16 protein-coding genes and 1 tRNA gene are annotated in these 15,814 nt (G+C 71.9%); 12 read left to right on the forward strand and 5 right to left on the reverse strand.

All coding sequences use genetic code 11. The features are described from left to right. The first annotated feature begins 76 nt into the window (after positions 1–76). Positions 77–691: a hypothetical protein gene (locus tag ACH4ZX_RS24335; protein ID WP_398276378.1), complete on the forward strand. Its 615-nt coding sequence runs from the start codon at positions 77–79 to the stop codon at positions 689–691. 55 nt (positions 692–746) lie between these two features. Beyond that, on the forward strand, positions 747–986 hold the full coding sequence (locus ACH4ZX_RS24340) for a hypothetical protein (RefSeq protein ID WP_398276381.1): 240 nt from the start codon (positions 747–749) through the stop codon (positions 984–986). Positions 987–1,370: 384 nt separating this feature from the next. On the opposite strand, the gene phoU is transcribed toward ACH4ZX_RS24340, so the two are convergent. Beyond that, positions 1,371–2,060, reverse strand: a complete 690-nt coding sequence (gene phoU, locus ACH4ZX_RS24345; protein WP_324783519.1) for a phosphate signaling complex protein PhoU — start codon at positions 2,058–2,060, stop codon at positions 1,371–1,373. A gap of 221 nt (positions 2,061–2,281) precedes the next feature. Here phoU and ACH4ZX_RS24350 point away from each other — a divergent pair, with 221 nt between their 5' ends. Next, complete coding sequence (locus ACH4ZX_RS24350) at positions 2,282–3,547, forward strand: sensor histidine kinase (protein WP_398276384.1); 1,266 nt, start codon at positions 2,282–2,284, stop codon at positions 3,545–3,547. Beyond that, positions 3,544–4,224: a response regulator transcription factor gene (locus tag ACH4ZX_RS24355; RefSeq protein ID WP_010358452.1), complete on the forward strand. Its 681-nt coding sequence runs from the start codon at positions 3,544–3,546 to the stop codon at positions 4,222–4,224. The genes ACH4ZX_RS24350 and ACH4ZX_RS24355 overlap by 4 nt, the downstream gene beginning before the upstream one ends. Positions 4,225–4,367: 143 nt before the next feature. On the opposite strand, the gene ACH4ZX_RS24360 is transcribed toward ACH4ZX_RS24355, so the two are convergent. Next, positions 4,368–5,030: a DUF461 domain-containing protein gene (locus ACH4ZX_RS24360; protein ID WP_398276387.1), complete on the reverse strand. Its 663-nt coding sequence runs from the start codon at positions 5,028–5,030 to the stop codon at positions 4,368–4,370. Between the two features lie 611 nt (positions 5,031–5,641). On the opposite strand from ACH4ZX_RS24360, the gene ACH4ZX_RS24365 reads away from it, so the two are divergent. The 7 genes from ACH4ZX_RS24365 (at position 5,642) to ACH4ZX_RS24395 (ending at position 12,559) form a co-directional block, all read left to right on the forward strand. Next, positions 5,642–6,124 carry a CarD family transcriptional regulator gene (locus ACH4ZX_RS24365; protein ID WP_003953493.1) on the forward strand — a complete coding sequence of 161 codons (483 nt, stop codon included), beginning with the start codon at positions 5,642–5,644 and terminating at the stop codon, positions 6,122–6,124. Between the two features lie 318 nt (positions 6,125–6,442). Beyond that, positions 6,443–7,198 (forward strand): 2-C-methyl-D-erythritol 4-phosphate cytidylyltransferase, encoded by a 756-nt coding sequence (gene ispD, locus ACH4ZX_RS24370; RefSeq protein ID WP_398276390.1) that lies wholly within the window; start codon positions 6,443–6,445, stop codon positions 7,196–7,198. After that, positions 7,185–7,694 carry a 2-C-methyl-D-erythritol 2,4-cyclodiphosphate synthase gene (gene ispF, locus ACH4ZX_RS24375; protein ID WP_398276393.1) on the forward strand — a complete coding sequence of 170 codons (510 nt, stop codon included), beginning with the start codon at positions 7,185–7,187 and terminating at the stop codon, positions 7,692–7,694. Before ispD ends, ispF begins: the two co-directional genes overlap by 14 nt. A 56-nt stretch (positions 7,695–7,750) precedes the next feature. Next, entirely contained in the window at positions 7,751–8,155 is a 405-nt protein-coding gene (locus tag ACH4ZX_RS24380; protein ID WP_398276396.1) for a PPOX class F420-dependent oxidoreductase, read from the forward strand. A gap of 121 nt (positions 8,156–8,276) precedes the next feature. Beyond that, positions 8,277–9,674 carry a cysteine--tRNA ligase gene (gene cysS / locus ACH4ZX_RS24385; protein ID WP_398276399.1) on the forward strand — a complete coding sequence of 466 codons (1,398 nt, stop codon included), beginning with the start codon at positions 8,277–8,279 and terminating at the stop codon, positions 9,672–9,674. Between the two features lie 97 nt (positions 9,675–9,771). Beyond that, a complete protein-coding gene (gene rlmB / locus ACH4ZX_RS24390; protein WP_398276402.1) occupies positions 9,772–10,710 on the forward strand; it encodes a 23S rRNA (guanosine(2251)-2'-O)-methyltransferase RlmB in 939 nt (312 codons plus the stop codon). 118 nt (positions 10,711–10,828) lie between these two features. After that, positions 10,829–12,559, forward strand: coding sequence for a DoxX family protein (locus tag ACH4ZX_RS24395; protein WP_398276405.1), 1,731 nt, complete (start codon positions 10,829–10,831; stop codon positions 12,557–12,559). A gap of 123 nt (positions 12,560–12,682) precedes the next feature. Here ACH4ZX_RS24395 and ACH4ZX_RS24400 read toward each other — a convergent pair whose 3' ends face one another. From ACH4ZX_RS24400 to ACH4ZX_RS24410, 3 genes are all read right to left on the reverse strand, one after another. Continuing rightward, on the reverse strand, positions 12,683–13,414 hold the full coding sequence (locus tag ACH4ZX_RS24400; protein ID WP_360744400.1) for a nucleotidyltransferase family protein: 732 nt from the start codon (positions 13,412–13,414) through the stop codon (positions 12,683–12,685). A gap of 203 nt (positions 13,415–13,617) precedes the next feature. Beyond that, positions 13,618–14,073, reverse strand: a complete 456-nt coding sequence (locus tag ACH4ZX_RS24405; RefSeq protein WP_398276409.1) for a hypothetical protein — start codon at positions 14,071–14,073, stop codon at positions 13,618–13,620. A gap of 232 nt (positions 14,074–14,305) precedes the next feature. After that, positions 14,306–15,442 carry an ABC transporter ATP-binding protein gene (locus tag ACH4ZX_RS24410; protein ID WP_398276412.1) on the reverse strand — a complete coding sequence of 379 codons (1,137 nt, stop codon included), beginning with the start codon at positions 15,440–15,442 and terminating at the stop codon, positions 14,306–14,308. Positions 15,443–15,659: 217 nt separating this feature from the next. Between ACH4ZX_RS24410 and ACH4ZX_RS24415 the strand changes: the two genes are divergently transcribed. Beyond that, positions 15,660–15,733, forward strand: a tRNA-Thr gene (locus ACH4ZX_RS24415). Positions 15,734–15,814 lie beyond the last annotated feature (81 nt).

The raw sequence follows: 15,814 nt of genomic DNA on the forward strand, positions 1-15,814 counted from the left end.
GGCGCGGCACACGGTTCCGGTGACCCACCGCTGGGGCCGCCGGTGTCCCCGCGGCGTCGGCTGGGACGATGCCTGAGTGCACTACTTCTCGTATGTCGGCCTCGGTGACGGTCATGACCGGCGGCCTTCCCCGGAGCCCAGGCGGGCCGAGCCCGGCGAGTGGCCGAAGCTGGAGGCCGCGCTCGCCGTGGTCGATCGGGACCTGGCGGCGACCTTGCCGGGCCATGACGCGCTGGTGCTGATGGTCGTGCCGTCCCGGCGGCCTGCGTCACCGGGCGGGACCGACGACGGGGACCAGGTCTACGTGGCGATGGCGGACGGCCGCTGGCACGGGAATCAGGTGAACGCTTGTGACCTGGAGGAGGGCGACCCGCCGGAGCCGGACGAGGCGGCGACGGTCCTGACCGTGGTCGCGGCTGCCGCACAGGAGACCGTCATGGAACTGCTGTGGCAGGTCTGGCCGACCTGCCGGGAACACAGGATCGGCATGCATCCGCGTCCCGCCGGTACCGCTGAGGACTGGTACCAGGGCGAGACGGACGCGGCCGGCCCGCCGGTGTGGTGGTGCCGGGGCGGCCCGGACGGCGACTGCCATGATGCCGCCCCGGTGGGCGAGTTGGCCGCCACCCTGCCGGGAAAGCAGCGCCGCGCACTGCGGCGCAGCGAGCGTCGACGAGACGGTCGCCGATAGCCGCCATGCGGTTTCCTGCCGGGCGCAGGGGCAAGAGTACGGAGCAGAGGGGGAGTTGGACGTCGCGGTGCGGTGGTCCAGGGATGAGCTGGACTCGGCCACCGAGCCGTTCGACGCCGGGACGCTCGGTCTCGCGTGGCCGGCCGGCCGGCCCGAGTGCGCCGGACTGACGTTGGCGGGCGTGCGGTCCGGTGGGCTCGTCGAGCAGCGGTACGTGCCCGCGCTGACGCGCTACTGGGACGAGCACGTCGACCGTCTGCCGACGCAGGGGAACGCCGTTCGCCTCACTCTTTGACGGCGGTCACAGCATGGCGAGGGGGCCCCGGCCGTCAGGTGCCGGGGCCCCCTCGTCGTCCTGTGTGTGTCAGTTCGGCGTCGTCAGCCGCACTGACACGCGCCGCCCGACTGGCAGCCGCAGCCGCAGCCCGAGCCGCAGCCGCACGCGCCGACGAGCGGGAGGCTCCGGGCTTCGGCGGGCTGGTCCGTCTCGCGCTCCTGCGTGGGGTCGGGCGTGATGGGGGCGTCGGCCATGGGTCCTCCTCGAGGCGGGTGCCTTTGCCCATTGCATCCCCGCCCCCCTGGGCGCATCAACGGCGCACGGAGGCAACGGCGCAAGGAGAGAACGGCGCAAGGGGGCGCCCCATAGGCGTTGCGCCCCCGAAGGCCCGTTCCCGAAGGGCTACGCCCCCTCGCCGCCCGTCACCGGCTGCACGTCCGACTGCAGTTCGTCCGCGTGCTCGCCGGTGACCAGGAACACCACCCGCTTGGCGACCGCCACCGCGTGGTCGGCGAACCGCTCATAGTAGCGGCCGAGGAGGGTGACGTCCACCGCCGTCTCGATGCCGTGCTTCCAGCGGTCGTCGATCAGGTGCTGGAACAGCGTGCGGTGCAGCAGGTCCATCGCGTCGTCGTCCGCCTCCAGCTGCAGCGCCAGGTCGACGTCCTTGGTGATGATGCACTCCGCCGCCTTCGCCATCAGGCGCTGCGCGAGCTGGCCCATCTCCAGGATCGTGGCATGCAAATCCCGCGGCACCGCGCGCTCGGGGAAGCGCAGCCGGGCCAGCTTGGCCACGTGCTGGGCGAGGTCGCCCGAGCGCTCCAGGTCGGCGGACATCCGCAGGCTGGTGACGACGATCCGGAGATCCGTCGCCACCGGCTGCTGGCGGGCCAGCAGCGCTATGGCACGGGCCTCCAGCTCGTGGTGGAGCTCGTCCACCTTCTTGTCGGCCTCGATGACGCTCTCGGCCAGCTTCAGATCGGCGTCGAGGATCGCGGTCGTGGCGCGCCCGATCGCCGACCCGACCAGCCGGGCCATCTCCACCAGACCGTCGCCGATCGAGTCCAGTTCCTCGTGGTACGCGTCCCGCATCTTCGCATTCCCTCTCGTACGTGTTCATCCGGGGGCTGCCCGGGGCCCGGCGCGAAACCGGCGCTTCGCACCCCACGCTCCCACGTTCCGGCCCGTACGCGTCCGTTTCCGTCACCCCAAATGAACCATCCCTGGCTCCAAGGTGAACTCTGGGCGACGAGTGTCCGAGGTCGCACCGCGACGGCTGTGGGCATGACTTACCCCATGCCTAACCTGGACGCATGGACGTGAACGCGGCGGTCGCCGCAGCGGCAGCGATCGCCGGTGTGCTCACCGGTGTGATCGCCATGCTGGCGTTCCGCTGGAGCGAGCGGGAGCTGAAACGCCCCACCCGCACCTCTCTGCACACCGACCCGGTGCTTCCGCCGGGCGTGGACACCGTCCTGTCCGTGCTCCGGTCGTCCGCCGTGGTCCTCGACGAGGCGGACGCCGTCGTCAAGGCCAGTTCGGCGGCGTACGCCCTGGGACTGGTCCGCGGCGGCCGGCTCTCCGTCGAGCCCATGCTGCAGATGGCCCGGGACACCCGGCGGGACGGTGAGATACGGCAGGTCGAGCTCGACCTGCCCAGACGCGGGACCGGGCGCGGGGAAGCCCTCGCCGTCTCCGCGCGGGTGGCCCCGCTCGGCTCCCGGCTGGTGCTGCTGCTCGTCGAGGACCTCACCGAGGCCCGCCGCATCGAGGCGGTCCGGCGTGACTTCGTGGCGAACGTCAGCCATGAGCTCAAGACGCCGGTCGGCGCGCTCTCCCTGCTGTCCGAGGCCGTGATGGACGCCTCCGACGACCCCGAGGCGGTGGAGCGCTTCGCCGGCCGCATGCAGATCGAGGCGACCCGGCTGACCAACCTGGTGCAGGAACTCATCGACCTGTCGAGAGTGCAGAACGACGACCCCCTCGAGGACGCCGAGCCGGTCCGGGTCGACGAACTGGTCGCCGAGGCCGTCGACCGCTGCCGGCACGCGGCCGGCGCCAAGCAGATCACCATGGCCTCCGGCGGCACGGCCGGCCTGCGCGTGTGGGGCCACCGCGGCCAGCTCGCCGCCGCCCTGGGCAACCTCGTCGAGAACGCCGTCAACTACTCGCCCGCCCGCACCCGCGTCGGCATCGCCGCCCGCCGGGTGGTCGGACCCGGCGGCGACAGCATCGAGATCGCCGTCACCGACCAGGGCATCGGCATCTCCGACAAGGACAAGGAGCGCATCTTCGAGCGCTTCTACCGCGTCGACCCGGCCCGCTCCCGTGCCACCGGAGGCACCGGCCTGGGTCTGGCGATCGTCAAGCACGTGGCCGCCTCGCACGGCGGGGAGGTCACGGTGTGGAGTTCCGAGGGACAGGGCTCCACGTTCACCCTGCGACTGCCGGAGGCGGGCGCGGCCCGCGACCGCGCGCACGAGCACCCCGGTCACGATGACGAGACCGGGCAGTCCCGCGATGTATCTCCTGACACCACCCCGTACGAACCGCTTCCCGCCCCGGAGGTCCTTCCGTGACCCGTGTGCTCGTCGTCGAGGACGAGGAGTCCTTCTCCGACGCCCTGTCGTACATGCTCCGCAAGGAGGGCTTCGAGGTCGCCGTGGCGGCCACCGGGCCCGACGGACTCGACGAGTTCGAGCGCAACGGCGCCGACCTCGTCCTCCTCGACCTGATGCTGCCGGGTCTGCCCGGTACGGAGGTGTGCCGTCAGCTGCGCGGCCGCTCCAACGTCCCCGTGATCATGGTGACGGCCAAGGACAGCGAGATCGACAAGGTCGTCGGCCTGGAGATAGGCGCCGACGACTACGTCACCAAGCCGTTCTCCTCGCGGGAACTGGTCGCCCGCATCCGGGCGGTGCTGCGCCGCCGGGGCGAGCCGGAGGAGGTCACGCCGGCCGCGCTGGAGGCGGGCCCGGTCCGCATGGACGTGGACCGGCACGTGGTGACGGTCTCCGGCTCCAAGGTCGACCTGCCGCTGAAGGAGTTCGACCTGCTGGAGATGCTGCTGCGCAACGCCGGCCGGGTGCTGACCCGTATGCAGCTCATCGACCGGGTGTGGGGCGCCGACTACGTCGGCGACACCAAGACCCTCGACGTGCACGTCAAGCGGCTGCGGGCGAAGATCGAGCCGGACCCGGGCGCGCCGCGCTACCTGGTCACGGTCCGCGGTCTCGGCTACAAGTTCGAGCCGTAGGCCGCCGACCCCGCAGCGCCGTAACACCTGGGTCACCTGGCCTGGGTCACCTGGGGCACCTGTGTCACCAGGCCGCCGCCTGCGCCGGACATGCCGAAGGGCGGGACCTCCCCGGGAGGTCCCGCCCTTCGGCGTACGGCTGCTCAGCCGGCCGTGGCCGTGGCGCTCGCGGTGGCCGAGCCGGTCGCGGTGGCCCCGGCGGACGGCGACTCGCTCGTCGAGGCCGACGCGGAGGCGGAGGCGGAGGCGGACGCGGACGGCGTCTCGGTGGCCGAGGCGGTCGCCGAGGGGGTCTCGCTCGGGCCCCAGGAGGAGAAGTAGCTCTCGGCCGGGACGACGAACGCGCGCAGGCTGATCTCGCCCGTCTTGCTGAAGGTGAAGGTGATCTTCTGCGCGTTGCCGTCCTTGAGGGCCTCGCGGCCGCTCGCCAGGACGGCGGAGGCGTTGCCCTTGCCGCCGATCACCACGGAGCCGTGCGCCGGGACGGTCAGCGGACCGGTGCCCTCGGCGGGCTTGATCCGGGCGGACGCGCTGGTGCCGGGAAGCGTGACGGAGTCCAGCGTCTGATCGCTGTCGCCCGTGTTGAACACGGTCGCGGAGACCACGGCCGGGCCCGTCGACTCACGGTCGGGCTGCGTGATGATCAGGACGTTCTGGAGCCTGAGGTCACCGACGGCCGTCGCCGCGTTGTCCGGCTTGATCTGCAGCGTCTGGGCGTCGTTGCCCGCTGCGCACGCGGCGAGCGAGGCGATCGAGATCGCGATGGCGGAGGCGGCGAGGGCGCCGCGTCGAAGGCTGCTGCTCACGGCGGCGGCAACTCCTTGACTCGAGCGTGGCGACCATAAAGCCGCCCTAAGTGTCTGTCAGCGGCCTCAGGTTACCGAGCCGTTCCCCGGGGCCCGCACCCGACCCTCCCTCAAGGCCCCGTCTTCCCTCCGCGGGGCGTAACACCCACCCATCTCACCTGCGTCTCACCTGCCTCATCCGACTCACCAGTCACATTGCCGTGACGCCCGTACGGCATTCACATAAGCCGGCTCGCAAAATTTCCGTGAAGGAATGCGGGGCGGCCCGGAAATCGATCACACGCCGCTCGGCCGGGGGTCCGTGATCAATTCCGGAAACGTCTCGTACCCGACTCCCGTCTGCCGAACGGAGTAGCGGAAGTCGCACGTGTGGAACCAGACATTTGGGGACGTTCAGGCGCTCCGACGGGCCCCTGGACGCGTGTAACGTACGCGTTTCACCTGCCCCGGACAGCGGCTCCGACCTGCGAATACCTTCTCCCGCCGGCCCCGCGCAGCACGTTCCGGTTGCTGTTGTCAAGCCCTGAGATATGCCCTGACCTGCGGAAACGCCATTCAGAACCCGCGGTTTCCGTGTTACCCTGGATAGCCACGGAAGGGGTACCTGTCACATGACGTTCAAGGTTGGCGACACCGTGGTCTATCCCCATCACGGGGCCGCGCTGATCGAGGCCATCGAAACTCGCCAGATCAAAGGCGTGGACAAGACCTACTTGGTGCTGAAGGTCGCCCAGGGTGACCTGACGGTACGTGTGCCAGCGGACAATGCGGAGTTCGTCGGCGTGCGTGATGTGGTCGGTCAGGACGGGCTGGACCGGGTCTTCGAGGTGCTGCGCGCGCCGTACGCCGAGGAGCCCACGAACTGGTCGCGCCGCTACAAGGCAAACCTGGAGAAGCTCGCCTCCGGCGATGTCATCAAGGTCGCGGAAGTCGTGCGTGACCTGTGGCGTCGTGAGCGTGAGCGCGGACTCTCCGCCGGTGAGAAGCGCATGCTCGCCAAGGCCCGCCAGATCCTGGTGAGCGAGCTCGCCCTCGCGGAGAACACGAACGAGGACAAGGCCGAGGCCCTGCTCGACGAGGTTCTCGCGTCCTGAACGCCTGACGCAGGCGCGAGCCCGCTTCAGCACTCGGACCATGGAAATGCCGCGGTGCCCGATGACGCTTTCCCGTCGCCGGGCGCTGCGGCATGTCCGTACACGGATGTCCGTACCCGGACGCTCCGTACTACGCGGACGCCGTCTGTACACCTGCTCGGGGATGACTTCCCCCGATACTCGGTGCCCCGATACTGGTGTGCCGGGCCCGGGCAGTCGGCTCGACCGGTGTCACGGAAGGGTCCGGTCAAGGCGTCGTGCCCGGCACTTCCCCTGCCATACCCAAGCCGGGCCAGCACACAAACCTGACAGGAACCGATGTCTGACGATTCGCGCCCTTCGCCCACGGAGCTGCGTACGGCAGCCGTGATTCCGGCCGCCGGCCGGGGCGTACGCCTAGGTCCGGGCGCCCCCAAGGCGCTGCGCGCACTGGGCGGCACTCCCATGCTCATCCACGCGGTGCGCGCGATGGCCGCCTCCCGCGCCGTGTCCCTGGTCGTCGTCGTGGCCCCGCCCGAGGGCGTGGCCGAGGTCAAGTCGCTGCTCGACGCGCACGCGCTGCCCGACCGGACCGACTTCCTCGTCGTGCCCGGAGGGGACAGCCGCCAGGAGTCCGTGAAGCTCGGCCTGGACGCGCTGCCGCCCGGCCACGACATCGTGCTGGTGCACGACGCGGCGCGGCCGCTGGTGCCGGTGGACACCGTGGACGCGGTGATCGAGACGGTGCGCGCGGGCGCCCCGGCCGTCGTCCCCGCGCTGCCCCTCGCGGACACCGTGAAGGAGGTCGAGCCGGCCGCCGTCCCCGGGGACCCGGAGCCGGTGGTGGCCACCCCGGTGCGGGCCCGGCTGCGCGCCGTCCAGACACCCCAGGGCTTCGACCGGGCGACGCTGGTCCGCGCGCACGAGACGGTCACCGACGACGTCACCGACGACGCCGGCATGGTGGAGCGGCTCGGGCTGACGGTGGTGGCCGTGCCGGGCCACGAGGAGGCCTTCAAGGTCACCCGCCCGCTCGACCTCGTCCTCGCGGAGGCGGTCCTGACCCGCAGGAGGCTCAACGATGGCTTCTTCTGAGGCTTCTTCTGCCGGGATCCCGCTTCCCCAGGTCGGCATCGGCACCGACATCCACGCCTTCGAGGAGGGCCGCGAGCTGTGGTGCGCGGGCCTGAAGTGGGAGGGCGAGGGGCCGGGACTGGCCGGCCACTCCGACGCGGACGTGGTCGCGCACGCGGCCTGCAACGCGCTGTTCTCCGCCGCCGGACTCGGTGACCTGGGGCAGCACTTCGGCACCGGGCGCCCCGAGTGGTCGGGCGCGTCCGGGGTGACGCTGCTGACCGAGGCCGCGCGGATCGTGCGCGCGGCGGGCTTCCGGATCGGCAACGTCGCCGTACAGGTGGTGGGGCCGCGCCCGAAGATCGGCAAGCGGCGCGAGGAGGCCCAGAAGATCCTCTCCGAGGCGGCCGGGGCGCCGGTGTCGGTGTCCGGGGCGACCACGGACGGGCTCGGCTTCCCGGGGCGGGGCGAGGGACTGATGGCGATCGCCACCGCGCTCGTGGTACGGGTGAGCTGACGGCCGACGGGGTACCCGTCACCGGGAAACGATCGAGGTCCACGGAAAGGTGCCCCATGTCAGCCGTACTGTCCGACCGGCTCAAGGAACTGCTCGACAGCCCCGTCTTCGTGAACGTCGGCACGATCCAGCCCGACGGCAGCCCCCAGCTCTCCCCCGTCTGGGTGGCGCGCGACGGGGACGACCTCCTCATCTCCACGACCGTGGACCGCCGCAAGAAGCGGAACCTGGACCGCGACCCGCGCGTCAGCGTCGTCGTCCAGGTCCCCGACTCCCCGTACGAGTACGCGGAGATCAGAGGCCATGCGGAGCTGACCACCGAGGGCGGGCCGGAGCTCATCGACCGGCTCTCGCTGAAGTACACCGGCAAGAAGTACGCCGAGTTCAACCCGGCGTCCGCGCAGGACGCCGAACGGGTCGTCGTACGGATCGTGCCGCGGAAGGTCGTCGGCAACGTCTGAGCGCCCCGCGCACGTCCCGAGCCGCCCGCGCACGTCCTCAGGCCGCCCGCGTATGTCACGAAAGCGTGCTGCTTGAGCCAGGGGTAGTGGGGCACTGTCCCGCGCCCACTACCCTGGAGTGGTGACCATTCGCCTGTACGACACCAACGCCCGGCAGATCCGCGACTTCACCCCGCTCAAGCCGGGCTGTGTCTCGATCTACCTGTGCGGTGCCACCGTGCAGGCACCGCCGCACATCGGGCACGTCCGCTCGTACCTCAACTTCGACATCATGCGCCGCTGGTTCCGGTACCGCGGCTACGACGTCACCTTCATCCGCAACGTCACCGACATCGACGACAAGATCATCGCGAAGGGCCAGGAGCAGGACCGCCCGTGGTGGTCCATCGGCTACGAGAACGAGCGGGCGTTCAACGACGGCTACGACGCCCTCGGCTGCCTCCCGCCGACGTACGAGCCCCGCGCCACCGGTCACGTGCCCGAGATGGTCGAGATGATGCAGCGGCTCATCGAGCGCGGCCACGCCTACGAGGCCGACGGCAACGTCTACTTCGACGTGCGCTCCTTCCCCGGCTACCTGGAGCTGTCCCGGCAGGAGCTGGACAACCTGCTCCAGCCGTCCGGGGAGGGCGAGACCGGCAAGCGGGACCCGCGGGACTTCGCCATGTGGAAGGCCGCCAAGCCGGGCGAGCCGAGCTGGCCGACGCCGTGGGGCCGCGGACGCCCCGGCTGGCACCTGGAGTGCTCGGCGATGGCCCACAAGTACCTCGGCTCGGCCTTCGACATCCACGGCGGCGGCCTCGACCTGATCTTCCCGCACCACGAGAACGAGATCGCCCAGGCCAAGGCGTTCGGCGACGAGTTCGCCCGGTACTGGCTGCACAACGCCTGGGTGACCATGGCCGGCGACAAGATGTCCAAGTCGCTCGGCAACTCGGTGCTGGTCAGCGAGATGGTCAAGACCTGGCGGCCGATCGTGCTGCGCTACTACCTCGGCACCCCGCACTACCGCTCGATGATCGAGTACAGCGAGGAGTCGCTGCGCGAGGCCGAGTCGGCGTTCGCGCGGATCGAGGGCTTCATCCAGCGCGTGGTGGAGAAGGCGGGCACCGTCGAACCGGCCGCCGACGTGCCGCCCGCCTTCGCCGAGGCGATGGACGACGACCTCGGCGTGCCGCAGGCCCTCGCCGTGCTGCACACCACCGTCCGGCAGGGCAACTCCGCCCTCGCCGCCGACGACAAGGAAGCCGCCGTGGCCCGCACCGCCGAGGTGCGCGCCATGCTCGGCGTCCTCGGCCTGGACCCCCTCGACGCGCACTGGGCCGGCGAGAGCGACCGCGGCGAGGACCTGCACGGCGTCGTCGACAGCCTCGTCCGCATGGTCCTCGACCAGCGCGAGGCGGCCCGCTCCCGCAAGGACTGGGCCACCGCCGACGCCCTGCGCGACCAGCTCGGCCAGGCGGGCCTCACCATCGAGGACAGCCCGCAGGGCCCGCGCTGGAGTCTCGGCCCGCGCTGACGCGGAGCACCGGTGGAGATCGACTGTGCCGCCCGGCCTCCCGGGCGGCACACTGCATAGACGTACGTACGACATTCTCACGACAGACAGGTAGGTCATGGCCGCGAACAACCGCCGCATGTCCGGCAAGAAGGGCGCGCAGGTCGGCAGCGGCGGCCAGCGGCGCCGGGGCCTGGAGGGCAAGGGTCCGACCCCGCCCGCCGAGATGCGCAAGGGGCACGCCAAGCAGCGCGCCGCGCAGGCCAAGGCGCGCCGCGCGCAGGGGCGCCCGCCGCAGCGCCGGGGCGGCAAGGGGACGTCCGAGCTGGTCGTCGGCCGCAACCCGGTCGTCGAGGCGCTGCGCGAGGGCGTGCCCGCGAGCACCCTCTACGTCCAGCAGTTCATCGACAACGACGAGCGGGTCCGCGAGGCGCTGCAGCTCGCCGCCGACCGCGGCGGCATCAACCTCATGGAGGCCCCGCGCCCCGAGCTCGACCGCATGACCAACGGGCTCAACCACCAGGGCCTGGTCCTCCAGGTTCCGCCGTACGAGTACGCCCACCCCGAGGACCTGGTGGCCGCCGCCCACGACGACGACCAGGACCCGCTGATCGTCGCCCTCGACGGCGTCACCGACCCGCGCAACCTCGGCGCCGTGGTCCGGTCCGTCTCCGCCTTCGGCGGCCACGGCGTGGTCGTGCCGGAGCGGCGGGCGGCCGGCATGACCGCCGGCGCCTGGAAGACGTCCGCGGGCACGGCCGCCCGCACGCCCGTCGCCCGCGCCACCAACCTCACGCGCGCGCTGGAGGCGTACAAGAAGGCCGGTCTCGTGGTGGTCGGCCTCGCCGCCGACGGCGAGGCCGAACTCGGCGAGCTGGACGCCCTGGCGGGCCCGGTCGTCATCGTCGTGGGCAGCGAGGGCAAGGGCCTGTCCCGCCTGGTCGGCGAGACCTGCGACTTCCGGGTGCGCATCCCGATGCCGGGCGGCGCGGAGTCGCTCAACGCCGGTGTCGCGGCGGGCGTCGTGCTGTACGAGGCGGCGCGCCGGCGGGGCTGAACGGACGTTCGGCGCCGTCCCCCGATCGGGGTGTTCTGGGCGTCTTGGGCGAGCTTGACGCGGTCCGGACACTTCGGACCGGTCACGGCAGTGTCCTAACCACACGTCACTCGGTTAGATGAGTGTGGACACCAGAACACCCCGCACACCCACGGGGGACCGCTCGCCGCAGGCCGGCGACTCTCCCGCGCTGAGCATGGTGAAGGTGCCGAGCGATCCGGCGCAGGTCATCGTCAATCATGCGAGCTTCCGCGTGCAGTTGGGCGCGTCGTCCCGGCGTTCCCTGTCCCCGCGGGGCGCACGGCACATGAGCGCCGGCGCGGACACCACCCGCGTCCCGGCCGCCGGCGCGACCGCCCGCCGCCGTCCCGTCGTCTGGAGCGGCCGTTCCGCCCCCGACGACACCGGCGCCCACCGCCTGCTGCAGGCCGCGCGGGGCAACAGCGTCCGGCACGGCGAGCAGCCGTCCGCCGACGCCGGGGCCACGCAGGTCATCCCGCGCGTCGTGGCCGACCCCGGTTACGACGACGACGCTCTGACCCGCACCGTCGAGACCCCCGTCGTCGGCCACCAGCGCACACCCGTCCCCGCCCCCGGCCAGACGCGCCTGCTGCCGAACATGCGCACCGTGGGCAGCGCGTACGACGAGCCCCGCTACGGGGACGGCGGGTACGGCGCCTACGACGACACCGGCGAGTACCGCGCGTACGGCGACTACGACGACTACGACGAGTACGGCGACCACGACGGCACCGGCGAGGACGGCGAGGCCGCCGGGACCGACCCGGCCGCCCGGACCGGCAGACGCCACGGCGACGACCCGGCCCGGCACGCCTACTTCCCCGGCCGCCGGATGAACCTCGGCGTCGTCCTGCTGCCCCTGCGGATCTTCCTCGGCTTCATCTCCGTCTACGCCGGCATGGGCAAGCTCTGCGACCCGCTCTACTTCGACGGCGGCAAGCGCGGCTCCATGGTCAAGTGGCTGAACAGCCTGCACCCCTGGGAGGTCGCCGAGCCGCTGCGCCAGTTCGCGCTGCACCACCCCGTCGGCTCCGGGCTCGTCATCGCCTTCGCCCAGGTGCTCGTCGGAGTCCTCACGGTCCTCGGCTGCTGGCAGCGCGTCGCCGCCGTCTTCGGCGCCCTGCTGTCGGCCGCGCTCATCGTCACCGTCAGCTGGAAGACCGTCCCCGTCTACGACGCCCCCGACATCATCTATCTCGCCGCCTGGTCCCCGCTGATCATCGCCGGCGCGCCCGTCTACTCCATCGACGGCCGCCTCGCGGGCAGCGCCTGGCGCCGGCTCGGGCCCCGCTCCGACATCTGGGAGCTGCGCGCCTATGTGCTGCGCCGCGGCGCCCTCGTCACCGCGATCGTCACCGGGCTCACCCTGCTCGTCGGCTCGGTGCTCGGCGGCGCCGTCCGCGACGCCGGCCGGGTGGTCGTCCCCGGACCCGGCGAGGCCCCGCGCAACGAGCTGCCCGGCTCCCCGCTCCCGCAGGAGCCCGGCGAGCGGCACCGGCAGTCCCCGTCCGCCTCGAACGGGCCCACCCAGGGCGCCACGGCCGGCGCCGACCCCACCGGCGCCGCGACCACCCCGGGCGCGGAGCGCTCGACGGGCGCGGTCACCGGCGGCTCGCCCAGCCAGACGCAGGGCACCGCGGGACAGGCCCCGCCGCAGCAGCCCGCCCCGGCCGGACAGGCCCCGAGCACCAGCTCCGGACCCACCTCCGGCGGCAGCACGGGCAGCGGCACCGCGTCCGGCGGCTCGACCGGCGGCTCGGGCGGCGGTTCGACCGGCTCGGGTTCTTCCACCGGCCAGTCGGGCCTCGTGGGCGGCCTGTTGGGGTAGCCGAGCCGGTGGGCGGCATGCTGGGCAGGCCCACCGGCTGAATCACCGGCCCACACACCGAAGGGGTCCCCCGCGCGTCACGCGCGGGGGACCCCTTCACGGTCCCGCGGTACGGGGGGCTCGTCACCGCCCCAGAGCGGCCAGCTCCTTCGCGGCCTCGGTCAGGTCCTTGGCGGTGTCGATCGCGCGCCAGTAGGCGCCGTGCGGGATCGGGAAGCCCGCCAGCCGCCGCTCCCGCGCCAGCCGCGGGAACGTGGTGCGCTCATGGTCGCCGCGCGCCGGAAGCAGCCCGGCGAACTCGGGGGAGAAGACGTACACGCCCGCGTTGATCTCGAAGGTCGACGGGGGCGCCTCGATGAAGTCGGTGATGTGCCCGAACCCGTCCGTCTTCACGGCGCCCCAGGGAAGGCGCGGCCGGGCCAGGGCGAGCGTCGCGACCGCGTCGCGCTCGGCGTGGAAGCCGGCCATGTCCCGCAGCGAGAAGCGGGTCCAGATGTCGCCGTTGGTGGCGTACCAGGGCCGGTCCGGGTCGGGCAGGCGCGCGGCCGCGTACTTCAGGCCACCGCCGCGGCCCAGCGGCTCCGTCTCGACGACGGTCGTCACGTTCACCGGCAGGTCGGTGGACTCCAGCCACTTCTCCAGGACGTCGGCGAGGTGGCCGCAGCTCACCACCACGTCCGTCACGCCCTCCTCGGCCAGCCAGGCGAGCTGGTGGCCGATGATCGGAGTGCCCGTACCGGGGATCTCGACCATCGGCTTGGGCCGGTCGTCGGTGTAGGGGCGCAGCCGGGAGCCCTGGCCCCCGGCCAGGACGACGGCTTGAACGGGGCGGGAGGCGACGTTCGGATCGGTCATGAACGCACTGTACGGCCCGCCCAGCCCGCGCCCTGGGCCGGGCAGCCGTTCCTTGGCCGGCTGTTTCCCTGCTCGACCGGCTGTTTCCTTCCTTGGCCCGCTGTTTCCCTCCTCGACCGGCTGTTCCCCTCCTCCGGACCCCGCAGGGTCCGGAGGAGGGGCGGCCGAGGGCCGGTCGGGGGCCGCGGGCGGGGGCCGGTCGCTCAGCTCTGCGCGGCCGTGACCCCCGAGGCGAAGGAGGTGTCGCACACCGGCCGGGCGTACGACTGCGCGCGCGAGGGCCCGTACCTGCGCACCGCGGCGCGGCCGAGCGTGCGGGCGATGGCCACGCAGTGTCCGGCGAGCGAGGGCCGCTCGGTCACGGCCTGCTGGAGGTGGGTGAGCACCGTGCCGGGGTCCTTCTCCTGGAGCTCGGCGAGGAGGCGGTCGCGCAGCACGTCCTGCGGGGCACGGTGGGCCGCGGCGGCGCCCGTGGTGACGTCCCTGGCCGCGGAGGCGGTGAGCACCGAGTCCGAGGAGCTCCCGGACCAGTCGACTCGGGTGACCGCGAGGGTCCCGGAGAGCACCAGGACGACGGGCAGGACGAGGGCGAGGCTGCGGCCGACCCGGCGGGCGGGGCCCCGGCCGCGTCGTGTCTGTTGGTTAGTGGAGTGCTTCACGCGAGTGAGGGTAGCGCCCGGTGATGATTTGGCGACATTCAGTCACCATTTCGAGGGATAGGGTGGCGCTTCCCTGCGGTCGGCGGGTTGACGTACACCGCTCGAAATGACCGGTCTGCCGGGGTATTCGGCGACAGCGAAGAGGGGCCCCGCAGCAGGCTGCGGGGCCCCTCTTCGTCAACCCGGGTGAATTCACCCCGGCCGGTGGTTTTCCCGGCCGGGGGTTTGCGGGTCAGTCGGTCAGGCGCTCGCCGGTGGAGGTGGAGAACACGTGGGTCTCGCCCGGCCGCGGCACGACGTGCAGCGTGGCGCCCTTCTCCGGCACCCGGCGGCCCTCGACGCGGACGACCAGGTCCTTGGTCTCGCCGCCGACCTCGGCGGTGCCGTAGACGTAACCGTCGGCGCCGAGCTCCTCGACGACGTTCACGGAGACCGCGAGGCCGGCCGGGGCGTCCTCGGTGTCCTTCGACAGGGCCGAGGCGGCGCCGCCGTTCTGCTCGACGATGTCGAAGTGCTCCGGGCGGACGCCGACGGTGACCGTCTTGTCGCCCCTGTCGGAGGCGGCCTTGAGCGCGTCGCGGTTGACCGGGACGACGCTGTTGCCGAACTTCACGCCGCCGTCGGTGATCGGGACCTCGACCAGGTTCATGGCCGGGGAGCCGATGAAGCCGGCGACGAACAGGTTGGCCGGGCGGTCGTACATGTTGCGCGGCGAGTCGACCTGCTGGAGCAGACCGTCCTTCAGCACGGCCACGCGGTCGCCCATCGTCATGGCCTCGACCTGGTCGTGGGTGACGTAGACGGTGGTGATGCCGAGGCGGCGCTGCAGGGAGGCGATCTGCGTACGGGTGGACACACGCAGCTTGGCGTCCAGGTTGGACAGCGGCTCGTCCATGAGGAAGACCTGCGGCTCACGCACGATGGCGCGGCCCATCGCGACACGCTGGCGCTGACCGCCGGACAGGGCCTTCGGCTTGCGGTCCAGGTACTCGGTCAGGTCGAGGATCTTCGCGGCCTCCTCGACCTTCTTGCGGATCTCCGCCTTGTTGACGCCGGCGATCTTCAGGGCGAAGCCCATGTTGTCGGCGACCGTCATGTGCGGGTAGAGCGCGTAGTTCTGGAACACCATGGCGATGTCCCGGTCCTTGGGCGGCAGGTGGGTGACGTCGCGGTCGCCGATGCGGATCGCGCCGCCGTTGACGTCCTCGAGCCCCGCGAGCATCCGGAGCGAGGTGGACTTGCCGCAGCCGGACGGGCCGACCAGGACGAGGAACTCGCCGTCCGCGATCTCGATGTCGAGCGAGTCGACGGCGGGCTTGGTGGAACCCGGGTAGATCCGGGTCGCCTTGTCGAACGAGACAGTGGCCATGGTGAATGGGCCCCCTTCTACCGGCAGGAACGTGCCGGACGATCCGTTGTAGGAAGGTGGTGGTGTAGTCCACCGGAGTGAACTGGGTCAGGACGCTACCTGGCGTCCACCCGATCTGTCAGCACTCCAGGCCATGTGAACTTCACGGAAATTCCCGGCGGGCCGCACCCCGGACCTGGGTACACTGCACGGGCGCGCACGTCCCGCGTGCGTGCAGGCCTCCTTAGCTCAGCTGGTCAGAGCGCCGCTCTTGTAAAGCGAAGGTCGTCGGTTCGAATCCGACAGGGGGCTCCGAGGTATCACCCGCGCACCGCGGCGCGCCGCCCGGCGCACGATGGCTGTGCTTTCTCTGCCCCGTCACGCCCCGTGGCC

This window comes from Streptomyces sp. NPDC020490 (assembly GCF_044335305.1).
Lineage (GTDB): Bacteria > Actinomycetota > Actinomycetes > Streptomycetales > Streptomycetaceae > Streptomyces.

Excerpts from the sequence above, each read along its gene's own strand:
- phoU (WP_324783519.1), bottom strand. The coding sequence starts at position 2,060 with ATGCGGGACGCGTACCACGAGGAACTGGACTCGATCGGCGACGGTCTG.
- ACH4ZX_RS24350 (WP_398276384.1), top strand. The coding sequence starts at position 2,282 with ATGGACGTGAACGCGGCGGTCGCCGCAGCGGCAGCGATCGCCGGTGTG.
- ACH4ZX_RS24365 (WP_003953493.1), top strand. The coding sequence starts at position 5,642 with ATGACGTTCAAGGTTGGCGACACCGTGGTCTATCCCCATCACGGGGCC.
- ispD (WP_398276390.1), top strand. The coding sequence starts at position 6,443 with ATGTCTGACGATTCGCGCCCTTCGCCCACGGAGCTGCGTACGGCAGCC.
- ispF (WP_398276393.1), top strand. The coding sequence starts at position 7,185 with ATGGCTTCTTCTGAGGCTTCTTCTGCCGGGATCCCGCTTCCCCAGGTC.
- ACH4ZX_RS24380 (WP_398276396.1), top strand. The coding sequence starts at position 7,751 with ATGTCAGCCGTACTGTCCGACCGGCTCAAGGAACTGCTCGACAGCCCC.
- rlmB (WP_398276402.1), top strand. The coding sequence starts at position 9,772 with ATGGCCGCGAACAACCGCCGCATGTCCGGCAAGAAGGGCGCGCAGGTC.
- ACH4ZX_RS24395 (WP_398276405.1), top strand. The coding sequence starts at position 10,829 with ATGAGTGTGGACACCAGAACACCCCGCACACCCACGGGGGACCGCTCG.
- ACH4ZX_RS24400 (WP_360744400.1), bottom strand. The coding sequence starts at position 13,414 with ATGACCGATCCGAACGTCGCCTCCCGCCCCGTTCAAGCCGTCGTCCTG.
- ACH4ZX_RS24410 (WP_398276412.1), bottom strand. The coding sequence starts at position 15,442 with ATGGCCACTGTCTCGTTCGACAAGGCGACCCGGATCTACCCGGGTTCC.